At 61.9% G+C, this 25,140-nt stretch carries 16 protein-coding genes; 8 read left to right on the forward strand and 8 right to left on the reverse strand.

Features of this window, described 5'->3' with window-relative positions:
• The first annotated feature begins 110 nt into the window (after positions 1-110).
• The 7 genes from prmA (at position 111) to NTD85_RS15970 (ending at position 9,842) form a co-directional block, all read left to right on the forward strand.
• A complete protein-coding gene (gene prmA, locus NTD85_RS15940) occupies positions 111-989 on the forward strand; it encodes a 50S ribosomal protein L11 methyltransferase (RefSeq protein ID WP_027613592.1) in 879 nt (292 codons plus the stop codon).
• 30 nt (positions 990-1,019) lie between these two features.
• Positions 1,020-2,312, forward strand: a complete 1,293-nt coding sequence (locus tag NTD85_RS15945) for a DUF3426 domain-containing protein (protein WP_262142645.1) — start codon at positions 1,020-1,022, stop codon at positions 2,310-2,312.
• 185 nt (positions 2,313-2,497) lie between these two features.
• Positions 2,498-3,508 carry a tRNA dihydrouridine synthase DusB gene (dusB, locus tag NTD85_RS15950; RefSeq protein ID WP_003221277.1) on the forward strand — a complete coding sequence of 337 codons (1,011 nt, stop codon included), beginning with the start codon at positions 2,498-2,500 and terminating at the stop codon, positions 3,506-3,508.
• Positions 3,505-3,825 (forward strand): DNA-binding transcriptional regulator Fis, encoded by a 321-nt coding sequence (fis, locus tag NTD85_RS15955; protein WP_003221275.1) that lies wholly within the window; start codon positions 3,505-3,507, stop codon positions 3,823-3,825. Before dusB ends, fis begins: the two co-directional genes overlap by 4 nt.
• 82 nt (positions 3,826-3,907) lie before the next feature.
• Entirely contained in the window at positions 3,908-5,515 is a 1,608-nt protein-coding gene (gene purH, locus NTD85_RS15960; protein ID WP_103520952.1) for a bifunctional phosphoribosylaminoimidazolecarboxamide formyltransferase/IMP cyclohydrolase, read from the forward strand.
• 157 nt (positions 5,516-5,672) lie between these two features.
• The gene (purD, locus tag NTD85_RS15965) at positions 5,673-6,968 is read left to right on the forward strand and encodes a phosphoribosylamine--glycine ligase (protein WP_262142646.1); all 1,296 of its coding nucleotides are present in this window, start codon (positions 5,673-5,675) and stop codon (positions 6,966-6,968) included.
• A 99-nt stretch (positions 6,969-7,067) separates the two neighbouring features.
• Positions 7,068-9,842 carry a hybrid sensor histidine kinase/response regulator gene (locus NTD85_RS15970; RefSeq protein WP_262142647.1) on the forward strand — a complete coding sequence of 925 codons (2,775 nt, stop codon included), beginning with the start codon at positions 7,068-7,070 and terminating at the stop codon, positions 9,840-9,842.
• Between the two features lie 21 nt (positions 9,843-9,863).
• Here the strand turns inward: NTD85_RS15970 and NTD85_RS15975 are convergent, their stop codons facing one another.
• Positions 9,864-10,589, reverse strand: coding sequence for a hypothetical protein (locus tag NTD85_RS15975; protein WP_262142649.1), 726 nt, complete (start codon positions 10,587-10,589; stop codon positions 9,864-9,866).
• 57 nt (positions 10,590-10,646) lie between these two features.
• Positions 10,647-11,438, reverse strand: coding sequence for a hypothetical protein (locus tag NTD85_RS15980; protein ID WP_262142650.1), 792 nt, complete (start codon positions 11,436-11,438; stop codon positions 10,647-10,649).
• A 258-nt stretch (positions 11,439-11,696) separates the two neighbouring features.
• Between NTD85_RS15980 and NTD85_RS15985 the strand changes: the two genes are divergently transcribed.
• Positions 11,697-12,293: a MarC family protein gene (locus tag NTD85_RS15985; protein ID WP_003221263.1), complete on the forward strand. Its 597-nt coding sequence runs from the start codon at positions 11,697-11,699 to the stop codon at positions 12,291-12,293.
• A gap of 59 nt (positions 12,294-12,352) precedes the next feature.
• On the opposite strand, the gene NTD85_RS15990 is transcribed toward NTD85_RS15985, so the two are convergent.
• The 6 genes from NTD85_RS15990 to NTD85_RS16015 form a co-directional block, all read right to left on the reverse strand.
• Positions 12,353-19,411, reverse strand: a complete 7,059-nt coding sequence (locus NTD85_RS15990) for a TcdA/TcdB pore-forming domain-containing protein (RefSeq protein WP_262142651.1) — start codon at positions 19,409-19,411, stop codon at positions 12,353-12,355.
• A 406-nt stretch (positions 19,412-19,817) separates the two neighbouring features.
• Positions 19,818-21,518 carry a precorrin-3B C(17)-methyltransferase gene (cobJ, locus tag NTD85_RS15995; protein ID WP_262142652.1) on the reverse strand — a complete coding sequence of 567 codons (1,701 nt, stop codon included), beginning with the start codon at positions 21,516-21,518 and terminating at the stop codon, positions 19,818-19,820.
• Positions 21,518-22,252 (reverse strand): precorrin-2 C(20)-methyltransferase, encoded by a 735-nt coding sequence (locus tag NTD85_RS16000; RefSeq protein ID WP_408980417.1) that lies wholly within the window; start codon positions 22,250-22,252, stop codon positions 21,518-21,520. The genes cobJ and NTD85_RS16000 overlap by 1 nt, the downstream gene beginning before the upstream one ends.
• A complete protein-coding gene (locus NTD85_RS16005; RefSeq protein ID WP_103520958.1) occupies positions 22,249-22,875 on the reverse strand; it encodes a precorrin-8X methylmutase in 627 nt (208 codons plus the stop codon). The genes NTD85_RS16000 and NTD85_RS16005 overlap by 4 nt, the downstream gene beginning before the upstream one ends.
• The gene (cobG, locus tag NTD85_RS16010) at positions 22,868-24,166 is read right to left on the reverse strand and encodes a precorrin-3B synthase (protein ID WP_315975144.1); all 1,299 of its coding nucleotides are present in this window, start codon (positions 24,164-24,166) and stop codon (positions 22,868-22,870) included. Before cobG ends, NTD85_RS16005 begins: the two co-directional genes overlap by 8 nt.
• A 147-nt stretch (positions 24,167-24,313) precedes the next feature.
• Positions 24,314-24,970: a hypothetical protein gene (locus NTD85_RS16015; protein WP_262142654.1), complete on the reverse strand. Its 657-nt coding sequence runs from the start codon at positions 24,968-24,970 to the stop codon at positions 24,314-24,316.
• Between the last annotated feature and the right edge of the window lie 170 nt (positions 24,971-25,140).

Here is a 25,140-nt window from a genome sequence, read left to right on the forward strand (position 1 = left end):
CGCTCCCACAGGGTGCAATGCAGCTCCCACAAAACCTGCGCGCTCGCGTAAACTTGCGCGCTTCTCGCTGGCCGCTAGGCTGCAATCATATTTTTTCAAAGGTGCCCGCCATGCCTTGGCTGCAAGTACGTCTCGCCATCAGCCCGGAACAAGCCGAAACCTACGAAGACGCTTTCCTTGAAGTCGGCGCCGTTTCGGTGACCTTCATGGACGCCGAAGATCAGCCGATCTTCGAGCCGGAACTCAACACCACCCCACTGTGGGCGCACACGCACCTGCTGGCCCTGTTCGAGGGCGGCACCGAGCCTGCGCCGGTGCTCGCGCACCTGGAACTGCTGACCGGCAGCCCGCTGCCCGAGCATCACAGCGAAGTCATCGAAGACCAGGACTGGGAACGCAGCTGGATGGACGGTTTCCAGCCAATGCGTTTCGGTCAGCGCCTGTGGATCGTGCCGAGCTGGCACGCCGCCCCCGAGCCCGATGCGGTCAACCTGCTGCTGGACCCGGGCCTGGCGTTCGGTACCGGCACCCACCCGACCACCGCACTGTGCCTGGAATGGCTCGACGGCCAGGACCTGAAGGACTGCAACGTGCTGGACTTCGGCTGCGGCTCGGGGATTCTGGCGATTGCCGCCCTGCTGCTCGGCGCGAAAGAAGCGGTCGGCACCGACATCGACGTGCAGGCGCTGGAAGCCTCGCGCGATAACGCCGGGCGCAACAATATTGCCGACGAGCTGTTCCCGCTGTACTTGCCGGAAGATTTGCCGCAGGTCAAAGCCGACGTTCTGGTCGCCAACATTCTGGCCGGCCCGCTGGTTTCCCTGGCGCCGCAGCTGTCCGGCCTGGTGAAAACCGGCGGTCGTCTGGCACTGTCAGGCATCCTCGCCGAACAAGGTGAAGAAGTCGCTGCAGCCTATGCGCAGGACTTCGATCTCGACCCGATCGCCAATCGCGATGGCTGGGTGCGTATCACCGGCCGCCGGCGCTAGAATGACCGACTGCATAATCCGGATCGCCGCATGACTGACAGCTTCGTCACCCAGTGCCCGCATTGCCAAACCAGCTTCCGCGTCAGCCATGCTCAATTGAGCGTGGCCCGCGGGGTGGTTCGCTGTGGCGCCTGCCTGCAAGTGTTCAATGCCGCCAAACAGCTGCTGGAACAACACGCCGGCAAGGACGCGGTCACCCCGGTGGCGCCGGCCATGGTCGAGCCAGTACCGTCTCAGCCGGTGGTCAGCGAGCCGCCGCCGGTGGTCGAAGCGCCCGTCAACGACGAACCGCCCGCGCCGCGCGCCATCAGCCAGAAGCAATGGAGCGCCAACGAGCTGGACCTGGACAGCCTCGATCTGGACGAAGAACTCGCCCGGCTCGAACAACGGGAAATCCAGCCGACCACCGAATTCGGTCGTCAACGCGAAGAGTCTCTGAGCGCCCGCCGCGACAGCCACGAAAGCGATGAAACGGAGTGGCGCGACAGCCTGTTCAGCGCACGCGACGATGAGCGTCTGCCCGAGCCCGAAGCTGCAGTCGAGCCTGAGATCGTCGAAGCCGAACCACTGAAAACCACGCGCACCGAGCCTTCGTTGTCGCTGGAGCCGGTGGATCTGGACGACGAACCGCCGATCCCGCAACTGCGCCTGCACGACCCGATCGACCCAAATGCCCGCCGCGAACGCCTGTCGGCCAACATCGAACCCGACGATGACGACCTGCCATCGGTCGCACCGCTGCGCAAAAAGCGTGAGCGTGCCGAACCCGGCGTGCGCGCTGAAGTGCTGCAGGACCTGACCGACGACCCGCTGCAACTGGACTGGCAGAAACGCCGTTCGCCCTGGGGCCGACGCCTGCTCTGGGGCTTGCTGGTGCTGTTGGCCGCCGCCGGTCTGGCAGGTCAGTACATCGCCTATCATTTTGACGAACTGGCGCGGCAGGATCAGTACCGCCCATGGTTCCAGCAGTTCTGTCCGCAGATCGGCTGCACGGTGCCGTCCAAGGTCGACATCGGCAAAATCAAAAGCAGCAATCTGGTGGTGCGCAGCCATCCGGAGTTCAGCGGGGCGCTGGTGGTGGATGCGATCATCTACAACCGCGCGACGTTCTCCCAGCCGTTTCCGCTGCTGGAACTGCGCTTCGCCGACCTCAACGGTCATCTGATCGCCAGTCGTCGCTTCAAACCCGGCGAATACCTCAACGGCGACCTGGAGGGCATGGCGGAAATGCCGCCGCAAACGCCAATCCACATCGCGCTGGATATTCTCGATCCAGGCCCCAAAGCGGTGAATTACAGCCTGAGTTTCCACTCGCCCGAGTGAATCGCTTCATCGCTTCAGGTTTGACGGCAGTTTTCTGACTTCGTCCGCGGCAACCAAACCGCTGGCAATAACAGAATAACTGTTCAGATTTTGTTCAATTCAGCCTTTATCCAGTCATCGAGAGCGGGTATCATGCCAACCCTTTTTCGAACTCTCATGATCCGGCCCCACTTCAGGGAAGTCCTATGTCGGCGGTACGCATCGGCCCATATACATTGCAGAACGGTTTGATTCTCGCCCCGATGGCGGGCGTCACCGACCAGCCCTTTCGTCAGCTGTGCAAGCGTCTGGGCGCAGGGCTTGTAGTCTCGGAAATGGTCACCAGTGACATGAGCCTGTGGAACACCCGCAAGTCGCGCATGCGCATGATCCACGAAGGCGATCCCGAGCCACGCTCGGTGCAGATTGCCGGTGGCGATGCGCAGATGCTGGCGGATGCGGCACGGGCCAACGTCGAACTGGGCGCACAGATTATTGATATCAACATGGGTTGCCCGGCAAAGAAGGTCTGCAACAAGGCCGCCGGCTCCGCGCTATTGAAAGACGAAGCACTGGTTACCGAGATCCTGCAGGCCGTGGTCGCTGCAGTGGATGTGCCGGTGACCCTGAAGATCCGCACCGGATGGGATCGCGACAACAAGAACGGCCTGACCGTGGCGAAGATCGCCGAGCAGGCCGGGATCACCGCGCTGGCAGTGCATGGCCGCACTCGCGCCGATCTGTACACCGGCGAAGCCGAGTACGACACGATTGCCGCGATCAAGCAGGCGGTGTCGATGCCGGTGTTTGCCAATGGCGATATCGATTCGCCGGAAAAGGCCCGTTACGTGCTTGACGCGACCGGTGCCGATGGCCTGCTGATAGGCCGGGCTGCCCAGGGGCGGCCATGGATTTTTCGCGAGATCGAACACTTCCTGCGTACCGGCGAGAAATTGCCGGCGCCGGAGCTGAGCGAAGTGGAACGCATCCTGCTGGAGCATCTGGCCGCACTTCACGCCTTCTATGGGGATGTGATGGGTGTCCGTATTGCCCGCAAGCATGTGGGCTGGTATCTCGCAACCTTGCCGGGCGCCAGGGAGTTTCGCGCCCACTTCAATCGTTTGGATGGTACGGAAACACAATGCGCCAACGTTCGGGAGTTTTTCGCCGAGCGTTACAAGAGCCTGACAGGGGACGAAGAAGGGGTGGCCGCATGACGATGATGACCGAGACTTTAGTGAGTGGAACAGCACCCGTGAGCGACAACGTGAATTTGAAACAGCACCTCAATACCCCGAGCGAAGAAGGTCAGACCCTTCGCGGGAGTGTCGAGAAGGCGCTGCACAATTATTTCGCCCACCTTGAGGGCGCGTCCGTCACGGATGTGTACAACCTGGTGCTCTCCGAAGTCGAGGCTCCCCTGCTCGAAAGCGTGATGAACTACGTCAAGGGCAACCAGACCAAGGCCAGTGAGCTGCTGGGACTCAACCGCGGCACACTGCGCAAGAAACTCAAGCAGTACGATCTGCTGTAAGCATTCAATCAAACCAGAAAGGCGCCCGCGTAAAACCGGTCGCCTTTTTTGCTGACTTCCTTTGCTTTTGATGGAAATTGAGATGACCGACCAGACTACCCGCCTGCCGATCCGCCGCGCCTTGATCAGCGTTTCCGACAAGACCGGGATCCTCGAATTCGCCAAGGAGCTTGAAGCCCTCGGCGTCGAGATCCTCTCCACCGGCGGAACGTTCAAGCTGCTGCGCGACAACGGTGTTGCCGCAGTGGAAGTCGCGGATTACACCGGTTTCGCGGAAATGATGGACGGTCGGGTGAAAACCCTGCACCCGAAAATCCACGGCGGGATCCTCGGTCGTCGCGGTATCGACGACGCGATCATGAACGAGCACGGCATCAAGCCGATCGACCTGGTTGCAGTCAACCTGTACCCGTTCGAAGCCACCATCAACAAGCCAGGCTGCGACCTGCCGACCGCTATCGAGAACATCGACATCGGCGGCCCGACCATGGTCCGTTCGGCAGCGAAAAACCATAAAGACGTGGCGATCGTGGTGAATGCCAGCGATTACGCCAACGTTCTGCAAAACCTCAAGGCCGGTGGCCTGACCTACGCTCAGCGTTTCGACCTGATGCTCAAGGCCTTCGAACACACCGCCGCCTACGACGGCATGATCGCCAACTACATGGGCACCGTGAATCAGGCTGCCGACGTGCTGAGCACCGAAGGCCGCAGCGAATTCCCGCGCACCTTCAACAGCCAGTTCATCAAGGCTCAGGAAATGCGCTACGGCGAGAACCCGCACCAGAGCGCGGCATTCTACGTGGAAGCCAAGCCTGCTGAAGTCGGCATCGCCACCGCGACCCAACTGCAAGGCAAAGAGCTGTCGTACAACAACGTGGCTGACACCGACGCCGCGCTGGAATGCGTGAAGAGCTTCGTCAAGCCGGCCTGCGTGATCGTCAAGCACGCCAACCCGTGCGGCGTGGCCGTGAGCCCGGACGCCGAGGGCGGCATCCGCCAGGCCTACGAACTGGCCTACGCCACCGACACCGAGTCGGCCTTCGGCGGCATCATCGCCTTCAACCGTGAACTGGATGCCGAGACCGCCAAGGCGATCGTCGAGCGTCAGTTCGTGGAAGTGATCATTGCTCCAAGCGTCAGCGCAGAAGCTCGCGCTGTTGTGGCGGCCAAAGCCAACGTGCGCCTGCTGGCCTGCGGCGAGTGGTCGGCGGATCGCGTTCCGGCCTGGGACTACAAGCGCGTCAACGGTGGCCTGCTGGTGCAGAGCCGCGACATCGGCATGATCGGCGCCGACGACCTGAAAGTGGTGACCCAGCGTGCACCGACCGAACAGGAAATCCACGACCTGATCTTTGCCTGGAAAGTGGCCAAGTTCGTCAAATCCAACGCCATCGTCTACGCCAAGAACCGTCAGACCATCGGTGTCGGCGCTGGCCAGATGAGCCGCGTAAACTCCGCGCGTATTGCTGCGATCAAGGCTGAACATGCCGGTCTGCAAGTGCAGGGCGCGGTCATGGCCTCGGACGCGTTCTTTCCGTTCCGCGACGGCATCGACAACGCAGCCAAGGTCGGCATCACTGCGGTGATCCAGCCAGGCGGCTCGATGCGTGATGCTGAAGTGATTGCTGCCGCTGACGAGGCTGGCATCGCCATGGTGTTTACCGGCATGCGCCACTTCCGTCACTGATTCAACTCGATACAAATGTGGGAGCGGGCTTGCTCGCGAATGCAATCTGTCAGCGACAACTGTTTCGACTGACACACCGCTTTCGCGAGCAAGCCCGCTCCCACAGAAAAGCAGCCCAGTGCTGCCTCCAGAATTAGCGTCATCCGAGGTTTTTGAAATGAATGTTTTGATCATTGGCAGCGGTGGCCGTGAACACGCCCTGGCCTGGAAAGTGGCTCAGGATCCGCGCGTGCAGAAGGTTTTCGTCGCGCCGGGCAACGCCGGGACCGCGATTGAAGCCAAGTGCGAGAACGTCGCCATCGACGTGCTGGCCCTTGAGCAACTGGCCGACTTTGCCGAGAAAAACGTTTCCCTGACCATCGTCGGCCCGGAAGTGCCGCTGGTGGCTGGCGTGGTCGATCTGTTCCGCTCCCGTGGCCTGGACTGCTTCGGTCCGACCGCCGGTGCTGCGCAACTGGAAGGCTCGAAAGCCTTCACCAAGGATTTCCTCGCGCGCCACAAGATCCCGACCGCCGACTACCAGAACTTCACCGAGATCGAGCCGGCCCTGGCTTATCTGCGTGAAAAAGGCGCACCGATCGTGATCAAGGCCGACGGCCTGGCCGCCGGTAAAGGCGTGATCGTTGCCATGACCCTGGCCGAAGCCGAAGACGCCGTGCGTGACATGCTCGCCGGCAACGCGTTCGGTGATGCCGGTTCGCGCGTGGTGATCGAAGAATTCCTCGACGGCGAAGAAGCCTCGTTCATCGTCATGGTCGACGGCAAGAACGTCCTGCCGATGGCGACCAGCCAGGACCACAAACGTGTTGGCGACGGCGACAGCGGCCCGAACACCGGCGGCATGGGTGCCTACTCCCCTGCCCCGGTGGTCACCGCCGACGTGCACCAGCGCGTGATGGATCAGGTGATCTGGCCGACCGTGCGCGGCATGGCCGAAGAAGGCAACGTCTACACCGGTTTCCTGTACGCCGGTCTGATGATCGACAAGGCCGGCAACCCGAAAGTCATCGAGTTCAACTGCCGCTTCGGCGACCCGGAGACCCAACCGGTGATGCTGCGTCTGCAGTCGAGCCTGGTGCTGCTGGTCGAAGCCGCTCTGGCGCAAGCGCTGGACAAGGTTGAAGCACAGTGGGATCCACGTCCGAGCGTCGGCATCGTGCTGGCCGCCGGCGGCTATCCGGACGACTACGCCAAGGGCGCGGTGATCAACGGTCTGGACACAGCCGCAGGCCTGGAAGGCAAAGTCTTCCACGCCGGTACGGCGCTGAAGGATGGCAACGTGGTGACGGCCGGTGGTCGCGTACTCTGCGCCACCGCCATGGGCGCCAGCGTCAGCGAAGCGCAGCAGCAAGCCTACAAGCTGGCCGCCGCCATCGACTGGGCAGGCTGCTTCTACCGCAAGGACATTGGCTACCGCGCCATTGCCCGTGAACGTGGCGAAACCCAGGAATAAGCTGTCCTTCACGTCCGGCGCGGGATGCAGTCCCTCGCCGGGCTGTTCCGCCGCCGCGCATCGTTATATTCTGGCATCAACCTACGAAGGGATTTCGCCGTGCGCTGGCTCAGGATTGCCATAAGCTTCACCGTCACGCTGCTGACCTTGCTCTGCGTGCTTCCGGCCCAGGCCGCGCAAGGCAGTGGCTGGTCGGTATTGCTTGACGATCAGGGCAATCTGCAACTGAGCGACATCCGCTCGGCTCGCTACACCAATCAATTCAGCCCTATCGAACTTGATCGCCTCACGGCGGCCGAGCCCGATGGCGCACTGTGGCTGCGCTTCAAACTGGCGCCGGGCAAGCACGAGCAAGTGCTGCGAATCTTCGCCCCCGACCTGTCCAACCTCAGCCTTTACGTGCTGGACGGCGACAAGCTGATCGAGCAACGCACCTCCGGCACCCATCAGCCACAGGTCGAACGGCCACTGCCGAGCAGCGATTTCCTGCTGCCGCTGCCGCAAAGCGACAAGTCCCTCGACGTCTATCTGCGGATGGTTTCCGACCATCAGCTACGCCCGCACATCGCCCTGCAATCGGCGGTGCTGAGTGCCGCCAACCAGAACCAGACGCTGATCTTCGGTCTGCTGTTCGGCTGCCTCGGCATGTTGCTGCTGCACAACCTCGTGCGCTACGCCTATTCGCGTTCGCGCAGCAGCCTGTGGCTGGCGGTCTGCGAAGGCCTGCTGGGCCTGAGCCTGTTGCTGTTGCTCAACCTCGCCGGCCCGTGGCTGCCGAACTGGCATGCGATCCAGACCCCGGGCGCGTATCTGGCCCTGCTGCTGACCGCCCCGGCCGGGCTGATGTTCGCCCTGCGCTTCTTCGCCCCGCTCGGCCCGCACCCGCTGAACAAACTGTTGCTGGGCGACATTCTGTTCATCGTGATCTGCAGCCTGCTGCTGTTGTTCGTCAACACCCTGCCGCTGAACATCATCACTTACGCGCTGGTGGCCCTGGCCGGTCTGAGCATGTTGCTGGTCGGCTTCTATCACTGGCAGAAGGGCTACCGTCCGGCGCGGCTGTTCGTTGCCGGGATGGTGGTGTTCAACATCGGCACGCTGATCATTCTGCCGGCGTTGCTGGGGCTGACCCTGGTGTCGCCGCAAGGCCTGATCATGACCCTGATGGCGTTTATCTGCATCAGTGGCCTGCTGATGAGCATCGCCTTGGGTGAACGTCAGCGCAGCATCACCGAAAGCCGTTTCAGCATCAGCCGCGACCTCGCCGCGAGCAACGCCGAGATCAACGCCAAGGCCGAATTCCTCGCCAAGATCAGCCACGAAATCCGCACCCCGATGAACGGCGTGCTGGGCATGACCGAGCTGCTGCTGGGCACGCCGCTGTCGGTCAAGCAACGCGACTACGTGCAAACCATCCACAGCGCCGGCAACGAACTGCTGACGTTGATCAACGAGATTCTCGACATCTCCAAACTCGAGTCCGGGCAGATCGAGCTGGACGATGTGCAGTTCGACCTCAACGCGCTGATCGACGACTGCCTGAGCATCTACCGCGCCAAGGCCGAACAGCAGAACGTCGAGCTGATCAGTTTCATCCAGCCGCAGGTGCCGCGGGTGATCAGCGGCGATCCGACCCGCTTGCGCCAGACCCTGCTGAGCCTGCTGGAAAACGCCCTGAAGAAAACCGACGAAGGCGAAGTGCTGATCGTCGTTGCCCTCGACGAGCGCAGTGTCAAACCGCGCCTGCGCATCGCCGTGCAGGACAGCGGCCAGCCGATGGAGCCGGAAGAGCGCGAGGCGCTGCTGCACGCCGAACTGCACAGCAAGCATTTCCTCTCCGCCAACCGTCTGGGCGGCAACCTCGGGCTGGTGATCGCGCGACAGCTGATTCGCCTGATGCACGGCGAGTTCGGGATCAAGAGTGGTGCCAATCAGGGCAGCACGCTGTGGCTGACTCTGCCGCTGGACCCGGATCGCCTCGAACACCCGACCTCCGACCTCGACGGCCCGCTGCAAGGTGCGCGGGTACTGGTGGTGGACGACAACGACACCTGCCGCAAGGTGCTGGTGCAGCAATGCAGTGCCTGGGGCCTGAACGTCAGCGCCGTGCCGTCGGGCAAGGAAGCGCTGGCGCTGCTGCGCACCAAGGCGCACCTGCGTGATTACTTCGATGTGGTGCTGCTGGATCAGAACATGCCCGGCATGACCGGCATGCAACTGGCGGCCAAGATCAAGGAAGACCCGAGCCTCAACCACGACATTCTGTTGATCATGCTCACCGGCATCAGCAATGCGCCGAGCAAGATCATCGCGCGCAACTCGGGGATCAAACGCATCCTCGCCAAACCGGTGGCCGGCTATACGCTCAAGACCACGCTGGCCGACGAATTGAATCAGCGCAACAAGGGTCAGGTGGTGTTCCAGCCACAAGTGGTTACCCCCGCCACAGCGGCCAAGGTGCCGAGCGATTTCCGCATTCTGGTCGCCGAAGACAACACCATTTCCACCAAAGTGATTCGCGGCATGCTCGGCAAACTCAACCTGCAACCGGACACTGCCAGCAACGGCGAAGAAGCCCTGCAAGCGATGAAGGCCCAGCGTTACGACCTGGTGTTGATGGACTGCGAAATGCCGATCCTCGATGGCTTCTCGGCAACCCAGCAACTGCGTGCGTGGGAAGTCAGCAATCAGCGCATCCGCACGCCAATCGTTGCGCTAACCGCGCACATCCTCGCCGAACACAAGGAACGCGCGCGTCAGGCCGGGATGGATGGCCACATGGCCAAACCGGTGGAGCTGTCGCAACTGCGCGAGCTGATCGAACATTGGGTCGCCCAGCGCGATCAGCAGAACCGCACGGCCTCGACCTTCTGAGCAGGCCTGCCCGGTTGCGCCTCAATCGGCTGCGCAAAGCTGTCTGACTGCCCCTTCATCGGGCAACGTCAACCGCACAACGTTGTCCTTCAACCTGTCCCTGATTTTCAGAGCAACGGCGGCGCGTGCCGGAGCATAGAGGGTCTCAGACAAGTAGGCACCGGCGTAACGCATGCACACGTCGCCGCGCACATCCTCGGCCTGAAACAGCTCGGCCAGGGGGTTGCCGCCAAGCACCCGATCAGTCGCAAGCTCAAGATAGACACTGGTCAAGGAGGTCGGCGTGTTCGCGACGACCACCAGCAGGCGCACAGCCGTGGCGGACGCAAACCCATCTCCGGACTCGGACGCCAGGATGCTCTTCTGGATGTGTCTGCGCAGCAAACCCATGGCCGGCTCGGTGCCGGACAGGCCTGCCAGACGTCGCAGCGCTACAGATGCAGCGCCACTGTTATCCACAGCGTCGCTGAACATCGCGGTGAGGACCCAATCACCAAGCGACTCGACGTTATCCTTTTCGATGGACCATTGCCGTCGAGCTCTGGAGTGGCGCAGCCAATAGTTATCCAGCAACTGCACATACGCGCCATACCAGTCGATCTCCGCCGTCTTTTCGATTTTTTTATTGGCCGCCAATTGCGCCAGCAACAGGCACTCGATCAAATCGTCATAGTGCCCCAGCTCATCCGTTACCGGAACCAGCACAACGGCGCCGCCAACAATCAATACTGAATATTCGTCATTCATATCATTGCTCCCGATAACAAAAAAGGCAGCCGAAACCGGCTGCCTTTTTTTGATCAATCAAATTTCAATATCGACAATCTTTTCACTGTGAACGATGAGTTTATTGTTAATGGCTTCACGAACCGAGTCCGCTTTTAATGTGTTTTTGACAAATACCGTTTCGCCTCGATACAGGTTCACATTACGCACATCGACATCGACGAACAGCACTTTGGTAGAAGTATTCCTGCGCTGGAAACGCACGGTGCCAAGGGCCATGATCGATTCGCCATCGACTTCAACACATGCACCTGCGGAGATTCCGCCAACACCGTGTTGCAGCAGATTGCGCTCATAAGCCGTCAGTGCGGCAGTATCACGCTTCTGCAGGGCCGAGATCGCATCTCCCGCCACCTTGAGCATCAATGCACTGGCCGGGCCTGGCAGCGCAGCGCCGGCAACCACGGAACCGAGGATTTCCAGTACCAGTTTGTCCATACGCACGCTGGTGCCCTCGACATCCAGGTTGCTGTAATACTTTCTGACAGGTGTCCAGCCTGCCTGGGTCATCACCTCGCGAAAGCGCAGATACCACTCTTTACCCTGCTCTTCGGCCGGGTACTGTTTGTTTGCTGCGAGCGTCGCGAAGAGGAAAGCGTTTGCCGCATCGCGTTGGTTTTGGAGACTCATCTTGCCCACGAAGCCCATCGTGCCTTCACCTACAACAGACCCCTTGGACGGTGCTTCTACGTCGTCCCCTATACCCATCAGGGCGTGAGGACGAATAACCAACTGGTCGTCGATCTCACACTCTTCAATCGCTTTAACACAAGAAGCAATATAACTTTCGCGAACAGCTTGATTATGCACAATAAAATCCTTATTAATTATCAGACAAGTTCCCCTTGAACTTGCGATCAAACAATAACCAAACAAACATACAACCACAAACCCGAATCTGTAACATCATATCCAAACAACAAAAACAACTAACAAAAAAAAGAACAACACAACGATCAAAATAAAATCCGTAAAAATGAACTGCCGTGCGCAGCATCTTCTGCGCACACAAGCAACTAAGCGACTGATAGACTCGCTGCCACCCCTCTCCGGATGCGAGCCGCCCTCATGCTCCACGTGTTATTCAGCGTTTACCTGAAGATGCTGGTGCTCTACAGCCCGTTCTTCGTGTTGTCCTGCTTCATCAGCCTGACCCGTGGCTACTCGCGCAAGGAACAGCGGCGCCTGGCCTGGAAAGTGGCGATTGCCACGCTGGTCTCCAGCGTCCTGCTGTATCTGTTCGGACGGGTGATTTTCGACGTGTTCGGGATCACTGCGGACGCGTTCCGCATCGGTGCCGGCAGCGTGCTGTTCATCTCGGCGCTGGGCATGGCCCAGGGCAAACCGGTGGTGCAAAGTGACAACGTGCAGCAGGATGTGACCATCGTCCCGCTGACCATTCCGTTGACGGTCGGCCCGGGCACCATCGGCGCCCTGCTGGTGATGGGCGTCAGCCAGCCGCACTGGGACGACAAACTGACCGCGATCATGAGTATTACCCTGGCCAGCTTCACCGTCGGGGTAGTGCTGTACCTGTCCAATCACATCGAGCGCATCCTCGGCGATCAAGGCTTGCAGATCGTCAGCCGCCTGATGGGACTGTTCGTCTGCGCGCTGGCGGCGCAGATCATCTTCACCGGGGTAAAGGGTTACCTGGTTTCCTGAAGATCGGTAAAAAGGCCTGCGCAGTGAGCTGCGCAGGCCTTTTCAGTTACAGCGGTGCGTCACGCCGGCACGGCGTCGAGCAATCGTTCAAGCGTGACACTGCCGTCGGCGTCTGCGCGGTCACGCAGCCACTGCACCAGGCTCGACACCGGATAGGAGCGACCGCCCTCGAATCCGAGGAACACCTCGCCACGCATCGCCGGATCACTCGAACACACATCACGCAGGATCAGGCTGTGTTGGCGGTCCGGGTCGACGATGAGCAAATGCTCCCCGACCTGCGACAGCTGCAGTTGCTGCGGCGCATCCAGCTGCCAGATCAACTTGCCGGGTATCGCCGGCACCTCGCCCAGACGGTGGCGGCAATCGACGATCACCGAATCCAGACGCAACCAGCAGGCCTTCGACAGGTGACAGGTCACATCACCCTGCCCCAAGCGCAGAACCAGGCAGCGCACGTCATCGGCAATCAGCGGCAACAGGTCCTCGACCTTGTTCTGCGCCTCGACCACCAGGACCTGGGCGTCACGCTGCACATACTCGAAAGGGCCGATACTCTGGTGGCCAGGGTAGACAACCACCCGCTGCGCCCGGCGCTCGTGCAACAACACATGGCGGTGGCGAGTGCCGAGCAATTCGCAATCCTGTGGCAGATTCTGGTCCGCCACGCGGATCAACCGCGCATTCGCCACGTCGTACCATTGCAGGCTGCCGGAGCCGGATTCCACGGCGATGAACGGCTCATATTCGGCGGTCTCGAGCAAGGCCTGCAGTGCAGCCAGCCATTGTTCGCCGTGCTCGCGGACCCAGCGCTGTTCGACGCCAATGATTCGCTCCGCTTCCTCAGACCGCAACAGGAGTGACACGCCGTTGACCGTAGTCCCGCGCAGCCCGCCGCCATCACCGGTCACACGGCTGAATCGCCAGTCCTCCCACTCGGCCTGCGGCGCCGGCAGCAGGGCGGCCGACAACAGTTGTGCGCCGCTGCCGAAGGCCTGCTCAAGCAGCAGATGGTCAAAGAACACCTGCCTGCAGATCGCGCCGCTGGCAACGTCGAACAGCCACGCTGCCTGATTGTCCGGGGTGATACCGAGCAGGCGCATCTCACGCTCGTGGCCCGAATCGCACAACAGCAAGCGGTTATCCACAGACCAGGCGCACAGGCTGCGCTCACCGCCGGCATTGCGCACTCCGAGAATGGCAAAACTGTTGATCGGATACTGCGTCGCCAGCGCTTGCAGTGCCTGCCACCACTGCGCCCGATCCTTGAGCCAACGCTCAGTAGTGCCCCCAAGCAACGCTTCACCCTGGGCGCTCAGGTTGAAAAACAGCCCGTCGTCGGTCAGCGCCAGGTACCCACCCTCAACCGCCACTACGTCCTTGAGCCCGGCGGGCTGCACCCACTGATGCGTCCACTGCGCCGGCCAGCGCTCGCTGCCGGCGGACGTGGTCCGTTGCACCCGGCACAACTTCTGCGCCAGCCGGTCGTAAATGCAAAACAGATCGTGTTCATCGCTGAGCGGCAGGAGCACCAGGTCGCCGAGCTGCCTGATCGAATCGGCCCAGCCCCGGGTGTGCGGATACGGGGCATAGGGATGAATGCACAAGCGGTCACGACTGCGGATCCACACCAGGTCACGCTTGTGCGCATCGAACAGCCAGCAGACGGACACGTAATCCGCCGGTTGCCAGTCGACCGTGGTGACCCCAGCACGCTCGGGCACCGGCGATAGCACCCCATACTCGCCAAACACCACCGACCACTGCGCGAGGATCGGCTGGGCAAATACCTGGCGACCCAGCTCCCGGTCCAGCTCGTGGACCACCGCCACCAGTTGCAACCGACCATCATGGATCAGGTAATTGAACTGCGTGACTTTCCCGTCAGCGCCGACCCATTGCTGCTCGACATGGATTACGCCTTGGGCATCGGCATCAATGCGTCGCACGTGGCATTCACCGGCCAGCACCAGCAGGCGGTAACGGTATTTGAGCAATCCGCTGACCGCTTCGACCTGCCAGATGTCGTAGTTCTGCGCTTCGTAGAAATAGGCAAAATCATTCACCACCACCGCCAGCAACGCTTCATCCGCGGCCAGCACCTCTGCGCTGCGGATGTACAGAAAACGATTCTCTGCAGCGTCGTACCAGGCCGTGGTGTAGCGCGGCTGGTCCTCGGGCTCAAACGGAATCGGGAAATGCTGAACCGGCGTGTAGGGCAACCCCAGCCGATGCTCCCGGGCCAGCCCCTGGTAATGCAGAAGCAGCGATTGCTCGTTCTCACCGGAAGGTGCGCTCTGCTCGAGAATATCCAGTCGCCCGCCAGCGCGATTGACCTTGAACCGTTGGCGCCCTGTCAGCTGAAGCATGACCTCGTGGCGCCCCCTGCCGGTGAACGTCACCTTGACGCCGCCGACAGAGAGGCCCCCACCGACTTCGACCCGCACATCCGCCTCGGTCGCCCAGGTTGCCACCAGGCTCCACTGGCACAGCTGCAGGCTGGGCGCCTGCAACTCGATACTGACGCCGCGATTGAGGATCAGCGAGCACGCAGCGCCCGCCCCTTCAATCCGGTAAGTCAGGTGATCGTGCCAGGCTGTCGGGACCATCGGCACTGCCAGCGCACGCTCGCGGGCGTCCAGCTGCACCTCGATCACCGTTGGCCGATACGACGGTGCCAGGCGATTCACGATGTAGTGGGTGGGAAAGGAGTAGAACGAAAAGAGGAATTTCCACTGGCCGTCCTTATCCTTTTTTTCCAGCCTGCGAGCGGTATCGAAGCCCGTGTCGTGGCGCAGACTGGAGAACGGCAAGGCCTTGTATTCGTAGCCGTAGAACGTGATCGGCGTACACGGCAGGACGACCAGTTGCCCACCCGGCAGCTCGACATTGAGGTGACCGGGAAGCCCCAGTTCGCGGCGCAGATCGAGCGCCTGTTGCTCATCCGGATTGAAGTCCGGCACCCCGAAATGGTCGCGCAACCGATACACCTTCGGGCTGCCGAGCAGCAGGCTGGCGCGGCTGAAATCGAGACGTTGCACGATCAGCGCAGGGTGCACGACCCAGCCCCCTTGCGCAGCATCATGGCGATATCCGACACCGCGATAGGCCCGCTCCAGATCGTCGAAAAACAGCCCGACGTCCTGCGCCTGTTGCGCAATTCTGGCAAAGCCCTGGGCCAGGGCCGCGACGCCCACGGCCAGTCCACCGAGGATCACCCCGGCGCCGCCGAGCACGGCAGCGGCCGTCGCCGCACCCGCAGTGGCCGCACCCAGACCACCAGCGGTCAATGCCAGACTGGCGGAGTCGAACGCCAGTTGCGTGCCAAACTGCGCCCGCTCGAGCTCGTTGTCCGCCGCCGCCAATTGATAGATGTCGAAGCCGACATTCGCCAGCCCCAGCACCGTTCCCACCCCTTCGTTGGCGACATGCCCCAGCGCCTCGCCAACCACCGGTGCGCAGGTGCGGGCGATGACCTTCTCTTCCTTTAGCGCGGTTCTGACCAGAGCGATCAGACCCGCGACATCCGCGACATTGCCGTGCGCCAGCTGCGCGTAATTGACGTACGCGTGCAGCCGCACGGCAGTGGTCAATGTGCGGCCGTCGCCCTCGCGACCGCGCAAGGCGTTCATCAATGCCTGGATCGTGAAGCCGCTATTGAGGGTGTGCACGGCGCCGGCCTCGATCAACTCCGGCGAGGGCCGGGTGCCGAGGGTCGCGAACTGCTCGGACAGATAGCGCCTGATCCGCAGCAGACGATGATCGGTGCTGACCACCTGCACCACCTGCTCGCTCTGCACCGGGTCGATCAGGTTGATCCGGTATTTGCCATCGGCGGTTATCTCAAGGGTTTCGAACAGCGGCACCAGCGGTTTTGCCAAGCTGTGCAGCGCCTGCAAGGCGTCGGTCGTGTGGGCGATCTGCTGTCCCCACCAATGACTGTCCAGATCGCGCAGACTGCGCCCCAGAGGCGGATTGCTGACCAGCGACTGGCCGCGCGCACTGTTCAGGCGCTGGCGAATCCGTCCACCTGAATGCTCCGGCAGCACACTGTCGGACGCCAGCAATTGCCCGACGCGAAAGCCGGCGGACAGCTGCAGAGCCGAGATCTTTTGCCCGTGCAACTCGATCAGATCAAACGTCGGGCGCGCCTCGTCACCATAGGCCGCATAGTATTTCGCCAGGCCTTGCTTCAGAAACAGGTCGGTCAGCGCCCGCCGGAACAAGGCCGGATCACTGAACTCGAACACGCCGAAGTTGGGATCGTAGAAGTGATAAGTGACGCGTTCGCCGTCGAAGGTTTTCGCCAGCAGCATGGCGTGATTGTCCGAGTTGAGCATCAGCGTGCGCGAGCTGCCGTAGGCTTCAAGGGTGCTGCCGAGCTGCTGCAGATCGACACGCCCCAGGGGCTGGCCGATGTCGTGCAGTTGCACGCTTTGCAACTCCTCGAGTGCCTCCAGGAACACCTTCGAATCGCTCTGGTGCGGCTCGACAGTCGCCAGGAAAAAACGCTCGCGCAAGCGCCGCGATGCGGCAACACCGTGCTCCAGCGCAGCACTCATGATCAGCGCAAGCGGATAACAGCGGCCACCGGGATCACCCGGGCCCTTGAGCAACAGATCCTGAGGCACCAGCTTGATGTCGCTGGCCTCGATTTGCCCCAGCACCTGCCCCAATCGCAGGATCACCTGCTCACGATGCTCGCGAGTGGCCACTTCCTGGATATGTCCGACATGCCGCCCCCACTGCAACAGCGTGTGAGCCTGCGACAGCGCCGCGCGCTTCAGCGTCAGCGCGCTGTCCGACAACAGCATCGGCTGATCGACATGGCTGGCCAGACCGGCCATGAACGCCGTCGCCCGCTGTTGATAAAGATGACGCTCGATGGCCGCGTAGCGCACCGACGCCCCCACTTCGGCAACACGGTTGGCCAGGTTGTCGAGTTCGGCAGCGACCGCCATGAAGCTTTGATTGTCCAGTGAGCGCGCGCCCAACAGTTGCCCCAACAGCACCCGCTGCAAGGCACTGACCTGGAAAAACTGCAGCGAGCCTTCGGCGATACTGCTCAGCAATTCATCCAGTGCCAGCCCCTGAACCCGCTCGTCGCTCAGCGCCACCGGCGCTTGCAGCATTGCAGGCTGCGCCTTGATGGCCTGGCGGTCGGCGAAATCGAGCCCCGGGCCCGCAGGAAAATCCAGCGCGCCATTATGGCCTCGGCGCATTGCGGCCACGAACGGTTCCCCGAGCCTGTCGATCATCCGTTGCAGAACATCCGTCAACAACACCGGCCGGCCTTCGATGACCGGCCATCCTTCTTCAAACAGCACGCTCTGCTGTTTCAGCAGGGCCGCCACATCACCGTTGTAGCGCGCGCTGTATTGCCCTTGCCGCCAGCGTTGCTGCTCGTCGACAACCCATTGTTCATCGTCGTTGGCGTTGTCTTTCCAGGAGTGATCCTGTTCTTCCTCGGTCTTGTCGTTGATTATCCAGAGCGGCTCGATGGCCGCCTCCAGGCGCAGGGTTTCCGCTTCTCGCGGGACAAAGTGCTGCCGTTCGTAATCGGCCATGCCATCGCGCATCGCCGCCGGGCCGGTCAGATAAATCGTCCCCTCGCTCTGCGGGCGGATGCCGTCACTGAAGTAGCCCGCGATGGCCAGCATCAGAAAGCTGGCCGCCACGTCTTCGGTCATCGACAGTTCGGCCAGAGGGCCAAAGGCCTGCTCGAGCACTTCGCGCGCCAGCCCGGTCATGCCGTCAAAATCGCTCAAGGCGACACCACGCTTGGCAGCAAGGCGGGTCGTTGCGTCGATCGACTCATAGTTGAACCGAAACCGCTCGATCACACTGCTAAGCATCGGCGCTTGCGCATGGGCCGTCAGGAATGAGTTGCTCAACGTGTTCTGTACGGCAACGGCTCGCAAGGCCTGTGGCCGCGCCAGCAGCTGCGCCGGGGCCTGGAACACTTCGTTCAGCGCGGGCTGTTGCCGGGCAAAGGCCTCAAGCGCGGGGCGATGCTCGGCGGGTATGCGGTCCAGGTAGTCGGTGTAGGTGTTACGCCGGGTCTGCCGTCCAGGCATCCAGTGCGGGTTGTGATCAAGCAACAGTTGCAGGACGCCCAGACGCGCATCGCCGCCGAACCCACTGATATCGACGCCCCCCAGGCGCCGGGCCAGCGGCGGCAGATTGTCGACATCGGCATAGGCGCCGCCCTCGTTATACAAGGCCTCGACCCGCACCACATCAGAGGCGGCGGCCAGATTGCCGCGCAACCGGGTCTCGCGCTCGTAGATCGTCTGCAATTGCAGTGGTGTGTCGAGGTCATGCAGGTCGCGCAACTGCAGATCGCCGCCCGCGAGATCCAGCAGACTGCGACGGTTTTGTTCGATCCGCGTCTCCAGATCTGCGGCGTCCTGGCCGTAGGCCCGGGCCAACAGGTCGACCCGCGCTTCATCCGCTGACAGCCCCTGCTCCAGCGCGGCCTGGATGTGCATGAACATCTGCTGCTTGAGAACGATCACGCGTTCTTCGTACAACGTGCCCAGAGCCGCTGCGGAAATGCTGTGATTGCCACCCTGTTGCATGGCGTCAGCCTTGGCGGCCTCAACGATCAATCTGTCGGTTTGCCAGGCCAGCAACGCGTCACTGTCGTACCACAGATGCAGGCGATAGCCCTGCCCGCTCAAGACCTGTTTCCATACGTTGAGATAATCCCGTTGTATCGGGCCCAGCCCCCCGCCGAGCCAGACAAAGTGCAGATTTTTCGGTACCTCAGTGGCCACGCTCCTGGCATAGGACTGGCTGTTTTGCAGGCGGGTTTCGAAGGCCTCGATGCGGCTGTAGATCCGCGATAAGTCTTGGGGCCGTGCTGGCGCGTCGTCGGCATCGCGGCGCACGCGCGACAGCCCGAGCAACTGCCCCAGCGATTGTTTGAGCAATGCCAGGGGTTCGATCAATCGGGGCGAATCGAGCAGACCAATGCATGCAAAGTAATAACGCCAGACTGACTGCCAGGCATCACTGTCGCGGTGCGCCAACAGGGCCTGTTCCAGATCCGCCTGTTTGAACAGGTTGATGAAATTCACATAACCACTGGCGTCTTGAAGTCTCTGATCCTGCATGAAAGTTTCTCCTTTGCCCTGAGCCGACATGTGTGCCTGCTGGCACTTTCCATGGCCGCCAAACTAACCACTGGCGAATCAGGGCTCAAACTGCAAAACATTCAATACATGTCAAAACAGACAACTAAAAAACAACTGGCAACACCTGTAACAGCAACAATTTATTGCTGGTAACCCCGATATGAATCAACGCAACTTACCAAGTCCCGTCATTACCTTAGTTTTAACTTTGGTACAGGTCTTAGAGGATTCAGGATAAGTCGGACAGAATGTAAGCAACAGGAAAGCTCTCACGTAGACGCGGAGCAAATCGTACAAGTCAGGTTGAAAAGTCAGACGCGGAGCATTTCACAGAATCCACGCGGGACATCGGCTATGGCGAGGGACCACGCACCCGCCCCAGCACTCACGATTGCGGCTTTTCGCCGTACCAACGCGGCGTGTAGACCCACTCGCCACCGTCCGCTTTGGCAAAGGTGCAAGTGGTCGAGGAACCGATCAACACCATGGTGCGCATGTCCACCTGATCGGGGGTCAGTTGCCCCAGCGTGGTCACGCGCAGGGTTTGCCCCGGCCGGCCAATGTCGCGCCCCAACACCACTGGCGTCGCCGCGCTGCGATGTTGCGCGACGATTTCCAGGGCCCGGCCCAGTTGCCACGGACGCGCCCGGGAGATCGGGTTGTAGAAGGCCAGGGCCAGATCGGCTGCGGACGCCAGATCCAGACGCTTCTCGATGATCGACCACGGCTTGAGGTTGTCCGACAGCGACATCACGCAGAAGTCATGCCCCAGCGGCGCACCCGCTTGCGCAGCCGTGGCGAGCGAGGCGGACACCCCCGGCAGGATTTCCAGTTCGACGCTGTGCCAGGCCGGATCGCTCGACTCGTGCAACGCTTCGAGCACCGCCGCGGCCATGGCGAACACGCCGGGGTCACCGGACGAGACCACAATCACCGAACGGCCCTCGGCTGCCAGCCGGAAGGCGTGGCGGGCGCGCTGCATTTCTTCGCGGTTGTCGGTGCAATGCTGCACCTGATCGTCGCGAAACGGGCCGGCCATACGCACGTAGGTTTCGTAGCCGAGCACATCGGTGGCCCGCGCCAGTTCCGCCTTGACCGCAGGCACCATCAATTCGGCAGCGCCGGGGCCGAGGCCGATCACCGCCAGGCGCCCACGCTGACGACCGATCTGCGCGACGTCCAGCGGTTGCTCGGCGAGGGCAATCGCCAGGCCGTTGGCACTGCTGATCGTGGCCTGTGGCAGTGCCTGACGGGCGAGCTCGCCGAGGTCTTTTTGCGCGGCGACAAAGCGCAGCGGCACACCCAGTTCGAGGGCCGCTTCACGCAGTCTGGCCGAGGCCATTTCAGTGTCAGCCGCCAGCAGACAGGCCAGCGACTGCTGCGCAACCCTGGCCTGCTGCAACGCGGCGCGGACAGCATTCGGCAGATCGTCTAGCTGCGCGCTCACGGCCACCGCCACGCTGCGCGGATAGATCAGCAACTCGTTGGCGCTGGCGACACGCTCGGCACTGCCGACATGAATCGAGCGCTGCGCCTGCGGGTCTTGCGGCAGCTGCGCCTGATCCAGCCACGGCGCCGCCCCTTCGATGCGCACGCTGTGCCCGGCCAGCAGATCGGAAACGAAACGCTTGCCCAGCTCCAGATCCGCCAGCGCATAACCGCTGGGTGGATTGAGCAGGCAGGTGCCAAAACGCAATTCGCCACTGGTGGTGATCGCCGCTGCGACCTGCAATGCGGCGCCGATTTCCCGGGCCATGACATTCACCCCGCCGAGGCCACCGAGCAGCGGCACCACGGCGCTGCCATCTTCGGCAACGGCGAGTACTGCCGGTTCAGCGCCCTTCTCCAGCAGCAACGGCGCCAGGGTGCGAATGACAATGCCGGCAGCGCACAAGGCAATGATCGGCGTGTCCTGCTGGTACAGCTCACGCAGGGTCGCGCCGAATTCCTGATAGCTGCAGTCGGCACCTTCGACGCGTCCGGCGAGGCCGTGGATCTGCGCCGTCGGATACAGCTGCTGGATCCGTCGCGCGGTGGCGAGTGCGCCCTGTCCAAGGATGACAATGGCCGGTGTGGATGGCGTCATCAACCTTGCCACCGTTCGCCCGGGACGATGATCAGCGAGAAGTACGGCGAGGACATCGGCTCGACCTGATCCAGCGGCACGATTTTCTGATTGGCCATGGTCGCGCGTTCGACGTACAGCGCCCGCTCGGCCAGACCGAGTTCTTCGAGTACCGCACGAACTTTGGGAAAGTTGCGCCCCAGCTTCATGATCACCGCCGCATCGGCGTCGGCCAGACGTCGCTTCAGATCCTCATGCGGCAATACGCCGGAGAGCACCGACAGGCTCTGGTTGCGATACACCAGCGGCGCACCGAGCACCGAGGCGCCGCCGAGCATCGAGCACACGCCCGGCACCACTTCGGCGTCGTAGCGCGTGGACAACCGATCATGCAGATACATGTAGGAACCGTAGAAGAACGGGTCGCCTTCACAGATCACCGCGACGTCGCGCCCGGCGTCCAGATGCGCCGCGACTTCTTCGGCGGCGTCATCGTAGAAGTCGCTGATCACTTGTTCATAAGACAGTGGCGCCGGCAGCACTTCGGTGGTCACCGGGTACACCAGCGGCAGCAGATTCTGCGCGTCCTGCAGGTGCGCTTCGATGATGCCGAACGCATTGCCCTTCTTGCCCTTGGCGACGAAGTACGCCACCACCGGCGATTCGCGCAGCAGGCGCAGGGCTTTGACGGTAATCAGTTCCGGATCACCGGGGCCCACGCCGAGGCCGATCAGACGTCCTTTGGCCTGCATCATTCGATCTCCGTGGCGAGGGCGTTCACCGCTGCGGCGGCCATGGCGCTGCCGCCGAGCCGGCCCTGCATGATCACGAACGGTACGCCACGACTGTCCGCCGCCAGGGCCGCTTTCGATTCGGCGGCGCCGACGAAGCCCACCGGGAAACCAAGGATCAGTGCCGGTTTCGGTGCGCCGGCATCGAGCATTTCCAGCAGATAGAACAGTGCGGTCGGCGCGTTGCCGATCACCACCACGCTGCCTTCCAGGTGCGGACGCCACAGCTCCAGCGCCGCCGCCGAACGGGTGTTGCCCAACTCGCGCGCCAGCTCCGGCACGCTGTCGTCGCGCAGGGTGCAGATCACTTGGTTGTTCGCCGGCAAACGCGCACGGGTCACGCCTTCGGACACCATCCGCGCATCACAGAGAATCGGCGCACCGGCCGCCAGCGCATCGCGCCCGGCCTTGCCGGCGCCCTCGGAGAACTGCAGACCATCGACTGCCTCGACCATGCCGCAGGCGTGGATCACCCGCACCGCGAGTTTTTCCAGATCGGCCGGGATGCGCGCCAGATTGGCCTCGCTGCGAATGATCGCGAAGGAGTTGCGATAGATCTCCTGACCGTCGCGGATGTAATCAAGCATCAAGGGGGCTCCGTGAGCGGGCGTCGAGCAGGATCGCGGCCGCTTCAATAGTAAGGTTGCGTGCGTGCAGCGTGCCGAAACCCGGCAGCGTTGCATCGCGAAAATAGAGGTCGTAGTAACCGGGGCTGACCGCCAGCAAAGTTGCCGGTGTGCGATGGGCCGCGGCGCAAGAACGCGGGCAACCGGACAGGTGCACGTGCTGCGCCTGTGGCAACAACGTCGCCAGCCGCCGCGCGTCGTGTTTGGTATCGGCCAGGCCTTTGCCGCAGCCGCTGGAGCCGGTGCAGGCGATCAGCCGGGACAACGGCTCGCCGGCATCCGTCAGCCAGTGCATCTGCGCCAGGTGTTGCAGGACTTGCGCAGCGTCGGTGGACTTCACGTTCGGCAACAGCAGACTTTGCCAGGGGGTGAAACGCAGGCTGCCATCACCGAACTCACGGGCCAATCGGGCCGCACCACGCAGCATGGCCGGATCGAGACGACCGAGCGCCGGCACCGCACCGACATACACCCGGTCGTCAGCGTTTTGCGCGTGCACACCGATGTGCAGCGCATCCGCCAGCGGCGTGCGCTGTCGGGCAATGGCGGCTTTGATCGCCACGCGTTCGCGCAACTGTTCGAGAAAGGCCAGCATCGGCCATTCATCGAGCAAATGGCGCATGCGCGTCTGCTCCGGCCGAGCCAGTTCAAGGAACAATTCCAGCACCGCGACCACCAGCGCATGGCCGTTTTCCACGGTCACGGCGCCGACCGCACGATCTGTCGGGCAGCCAGCCAGACCGAACGCCAGGAGCATTTCACCGTCACGTTCGAACGCCGACAGCCACAGATCATGCGGATGTTCGAGCATCGCCAATGCCTCTCCGCCGTCCAGTTGCACGGCAAACTTGGCGCTCAACTCGTGAAAACGTGGGTGCGTTTGCAGGGTCGCCAGAATCTGCTCCGCCAGTGGCCGAGTGTTGAATTGCAGTTGCCGATCGATGCCGGCACTCGGGCTGAGCATCAGGTTGCGCACATCGTCGCCCGCGGCGGTTTGCGGCCCCAGGCCGGCGGTCAGCAAGCTGTCGATCAACGCTGCGGACTGCTCGCCAATGCCGCGAATCTGCAGATTGGCGCGGTTGGTCGCTTCGATCGCGCCACTGGCGAAACGCTCGGCGGCATCGGCCACCGCGTCAGCCTGATCGGCACTGATCGAGCCGCCATTGAGCTTGATCCGGCAGATGCCGCCGTCCAGCGCCTGGACAATACGCAGCAACCCCGGGCAAGCCGAGGGGCGTAAAGCGGTGGACATAGGGCGTTCGTTCAAGGGATGACCGGCTGGCTGGCAGCGCTGTGGTGGGCGAAAGGTCGCCATTATGCCTGCTTTGCCCGAGCGCATGAAAATGCCTGCCGGTCGGAAACTGCAGCCAGGCTGCAAATCTCGCCGCCTGGCGCTGCCTCAGAGCTCGTATTCCTCAAATCTGGACGCACTCTTGCGAATGGCTTGCTCCACGCTTGCCCGTCGGGCATCCATCGCCCGGCGCGTGATCACCAGTTTTCTCGCGCGGATGTCCAGTTGCGACATCGGCTGATGAACCTGCCAGAACAGATAGTTGGTACTCAATACCAACTTGATAAAGCGAATATGGCTGAGCACCACGACCAGTTCGCCGCTGGCGTTCTGGCTGACCGGCAAAATATGCGAGGTGAAGGTTTTGCCACTCAGGGCGGTAAACCTTTGCAGCAGTGCTGCATCTTTTTCCAGCGCTTTCAGCCCTGTTTCAACCTGCTCTAATTGAGAGCGCGCGAGCAAGGGTGCTGCCAACCGCCGCCATGCCTCCTGCACACTTCCCGAAAACTCCGTCCGGACCAGCACCGCCGGTTGCTCCTCAGGGACCCAGTCGTACGACCAGAGGACCCCGGCAAAATGATCGAACCACTGCGCCGGCTGAGTGTTGCTGTTATAAACACTGTCCGCCTTGATCTGCGCGAGATAAATGCAGTTCTTCACAAAGTTGTTATCGGCCTCGGCCCGACCTTCCAGGCCGGTGAATAACATATTGTTAACGGCCATTGCATTATTCTGATTTGAACGTGTACTGGAACTGATATCCATATCATCTCCTGCCAATTTGGCATTGATTTAAAGTTATAGGTTTTATGGTGCCAGACTTACTCACAAGTGCTGACTTGAACCAAACTAACAAAAACACTCGTTGAACAAAGTACTTTTGCTCAACATCAAGTTTCCGTGCCGCTGTCAACACGCCGCGACGACAGACCTGC

Source organism: Pseudomonas sp. 13B_3.2_Bac1 (assembly GCF_025466205.1).
Taxonomy (GTDB): domain Bacteria; phylum Pseudomonadota; class Gammaproteobacteria; order Pseudomonadales; family Pseudomonadaceae; genus Aquipseudomonas; species Aquipseudomonas fluorescens_H.

Excerpts from the sequence above, each read along its gene's own strand:
- prmA (WP_027613592.1), top strand. The coding sequence starts at position 111 with ATGCCTTGGCTGCAAGTACGTCTCGCCATCAGCCCGGAACAAGCCGAA.
- NTD85_RS15945 (WP_262142645.1), top strand. The coding sequence starts at position 1,020 with ATGACTGACAGCTTCGTCACCCAGTGCCCGCATTGCCAAACCAGCTTC.
- dusB (WP_003221277.1), top strand. The coding sequence starts at position 2,498 with ATGTCGGCGGTACGCATCGGCCCATATACATTGCAGAACGGTTTGATT.
- fis (WP_003221275.1), top strand. The coding sequence starts at position 3,505 with ATGACGATGATGACCGAGACTTTAGTGAGTGGAACAGCACCCGTGAGC.
- purH (WP_103520952.1), top strand. The coding sequence starts at position 3,908 with ATGACCGACCAGACTACCCGCCTGCCGATCCGCCGCGCCTTGATCAGC.
- purD (WP_262142646.1), top strand. The coding sequence starts at position 5,673 with ATGAATGTTTTGATCATTGGCAGCGGTGGCCGTGAACACGCCCTGGCC.
- NTD85_RS15975 (WP_262142649.1), bottom strand. The coding sequence starts at position 10,589 with ATGAATGACGAATATTCAGTATTGATTGTTGGCGGCGCCGTTGTGCTG.
- NTD85_RS15985 (WP_003221263.1), top strand. The coding sequence starts at position 11,697 with ATGCTCCACGTGTTATTCAGCGTTTACCTGAAGATGCTGGTGCTCTAC.
- NTD85_RS15990 (WP_262142651.1), bottom strand. The coding sequence starts at position 19,411 with ATGCAGGATCAGAGACTTCAAGACGCCAGTGGTTATGTGAATTTCATC.
- cobJ (WP_262142652.1), bottom strand. The coding sequence starts at position 21,518 with ATGACGCCATCCACACCGGCCATTGTCATCCTTGGACAGGGCGCACTC.
- NTD85_RS16000 (WP_408980417.1), bottom strand. The coding sequence starts at position 22,252 with ATGATGCAGGCCAAAGGACGTCTGATCGGCCTCGGCGTGGGCCCCGGT.
- NTD85_RS16005 (WP_103520958.1), bottom strand. The coding sequence starts at position 22,875 with ATGCTTGATTACATCCGCGACGGTCAGGAGATCTATCGCAACTCCTTC.
- cobG (WP_315975144.1), bottom strand. The coding sequence starts at position 24,166 with ATGTCCACCGCTTTACGCCCCTCGGCTTGCCCGGGGTTGCTGCGTATT.
- NTD85_RS16015 (WP_262142654.1), bottom strand. The coding sequence starts at position 24,970 with ATGGATATCAGTTCCAGTACACGTTCAAATCAGAATAATGCAATGGCC.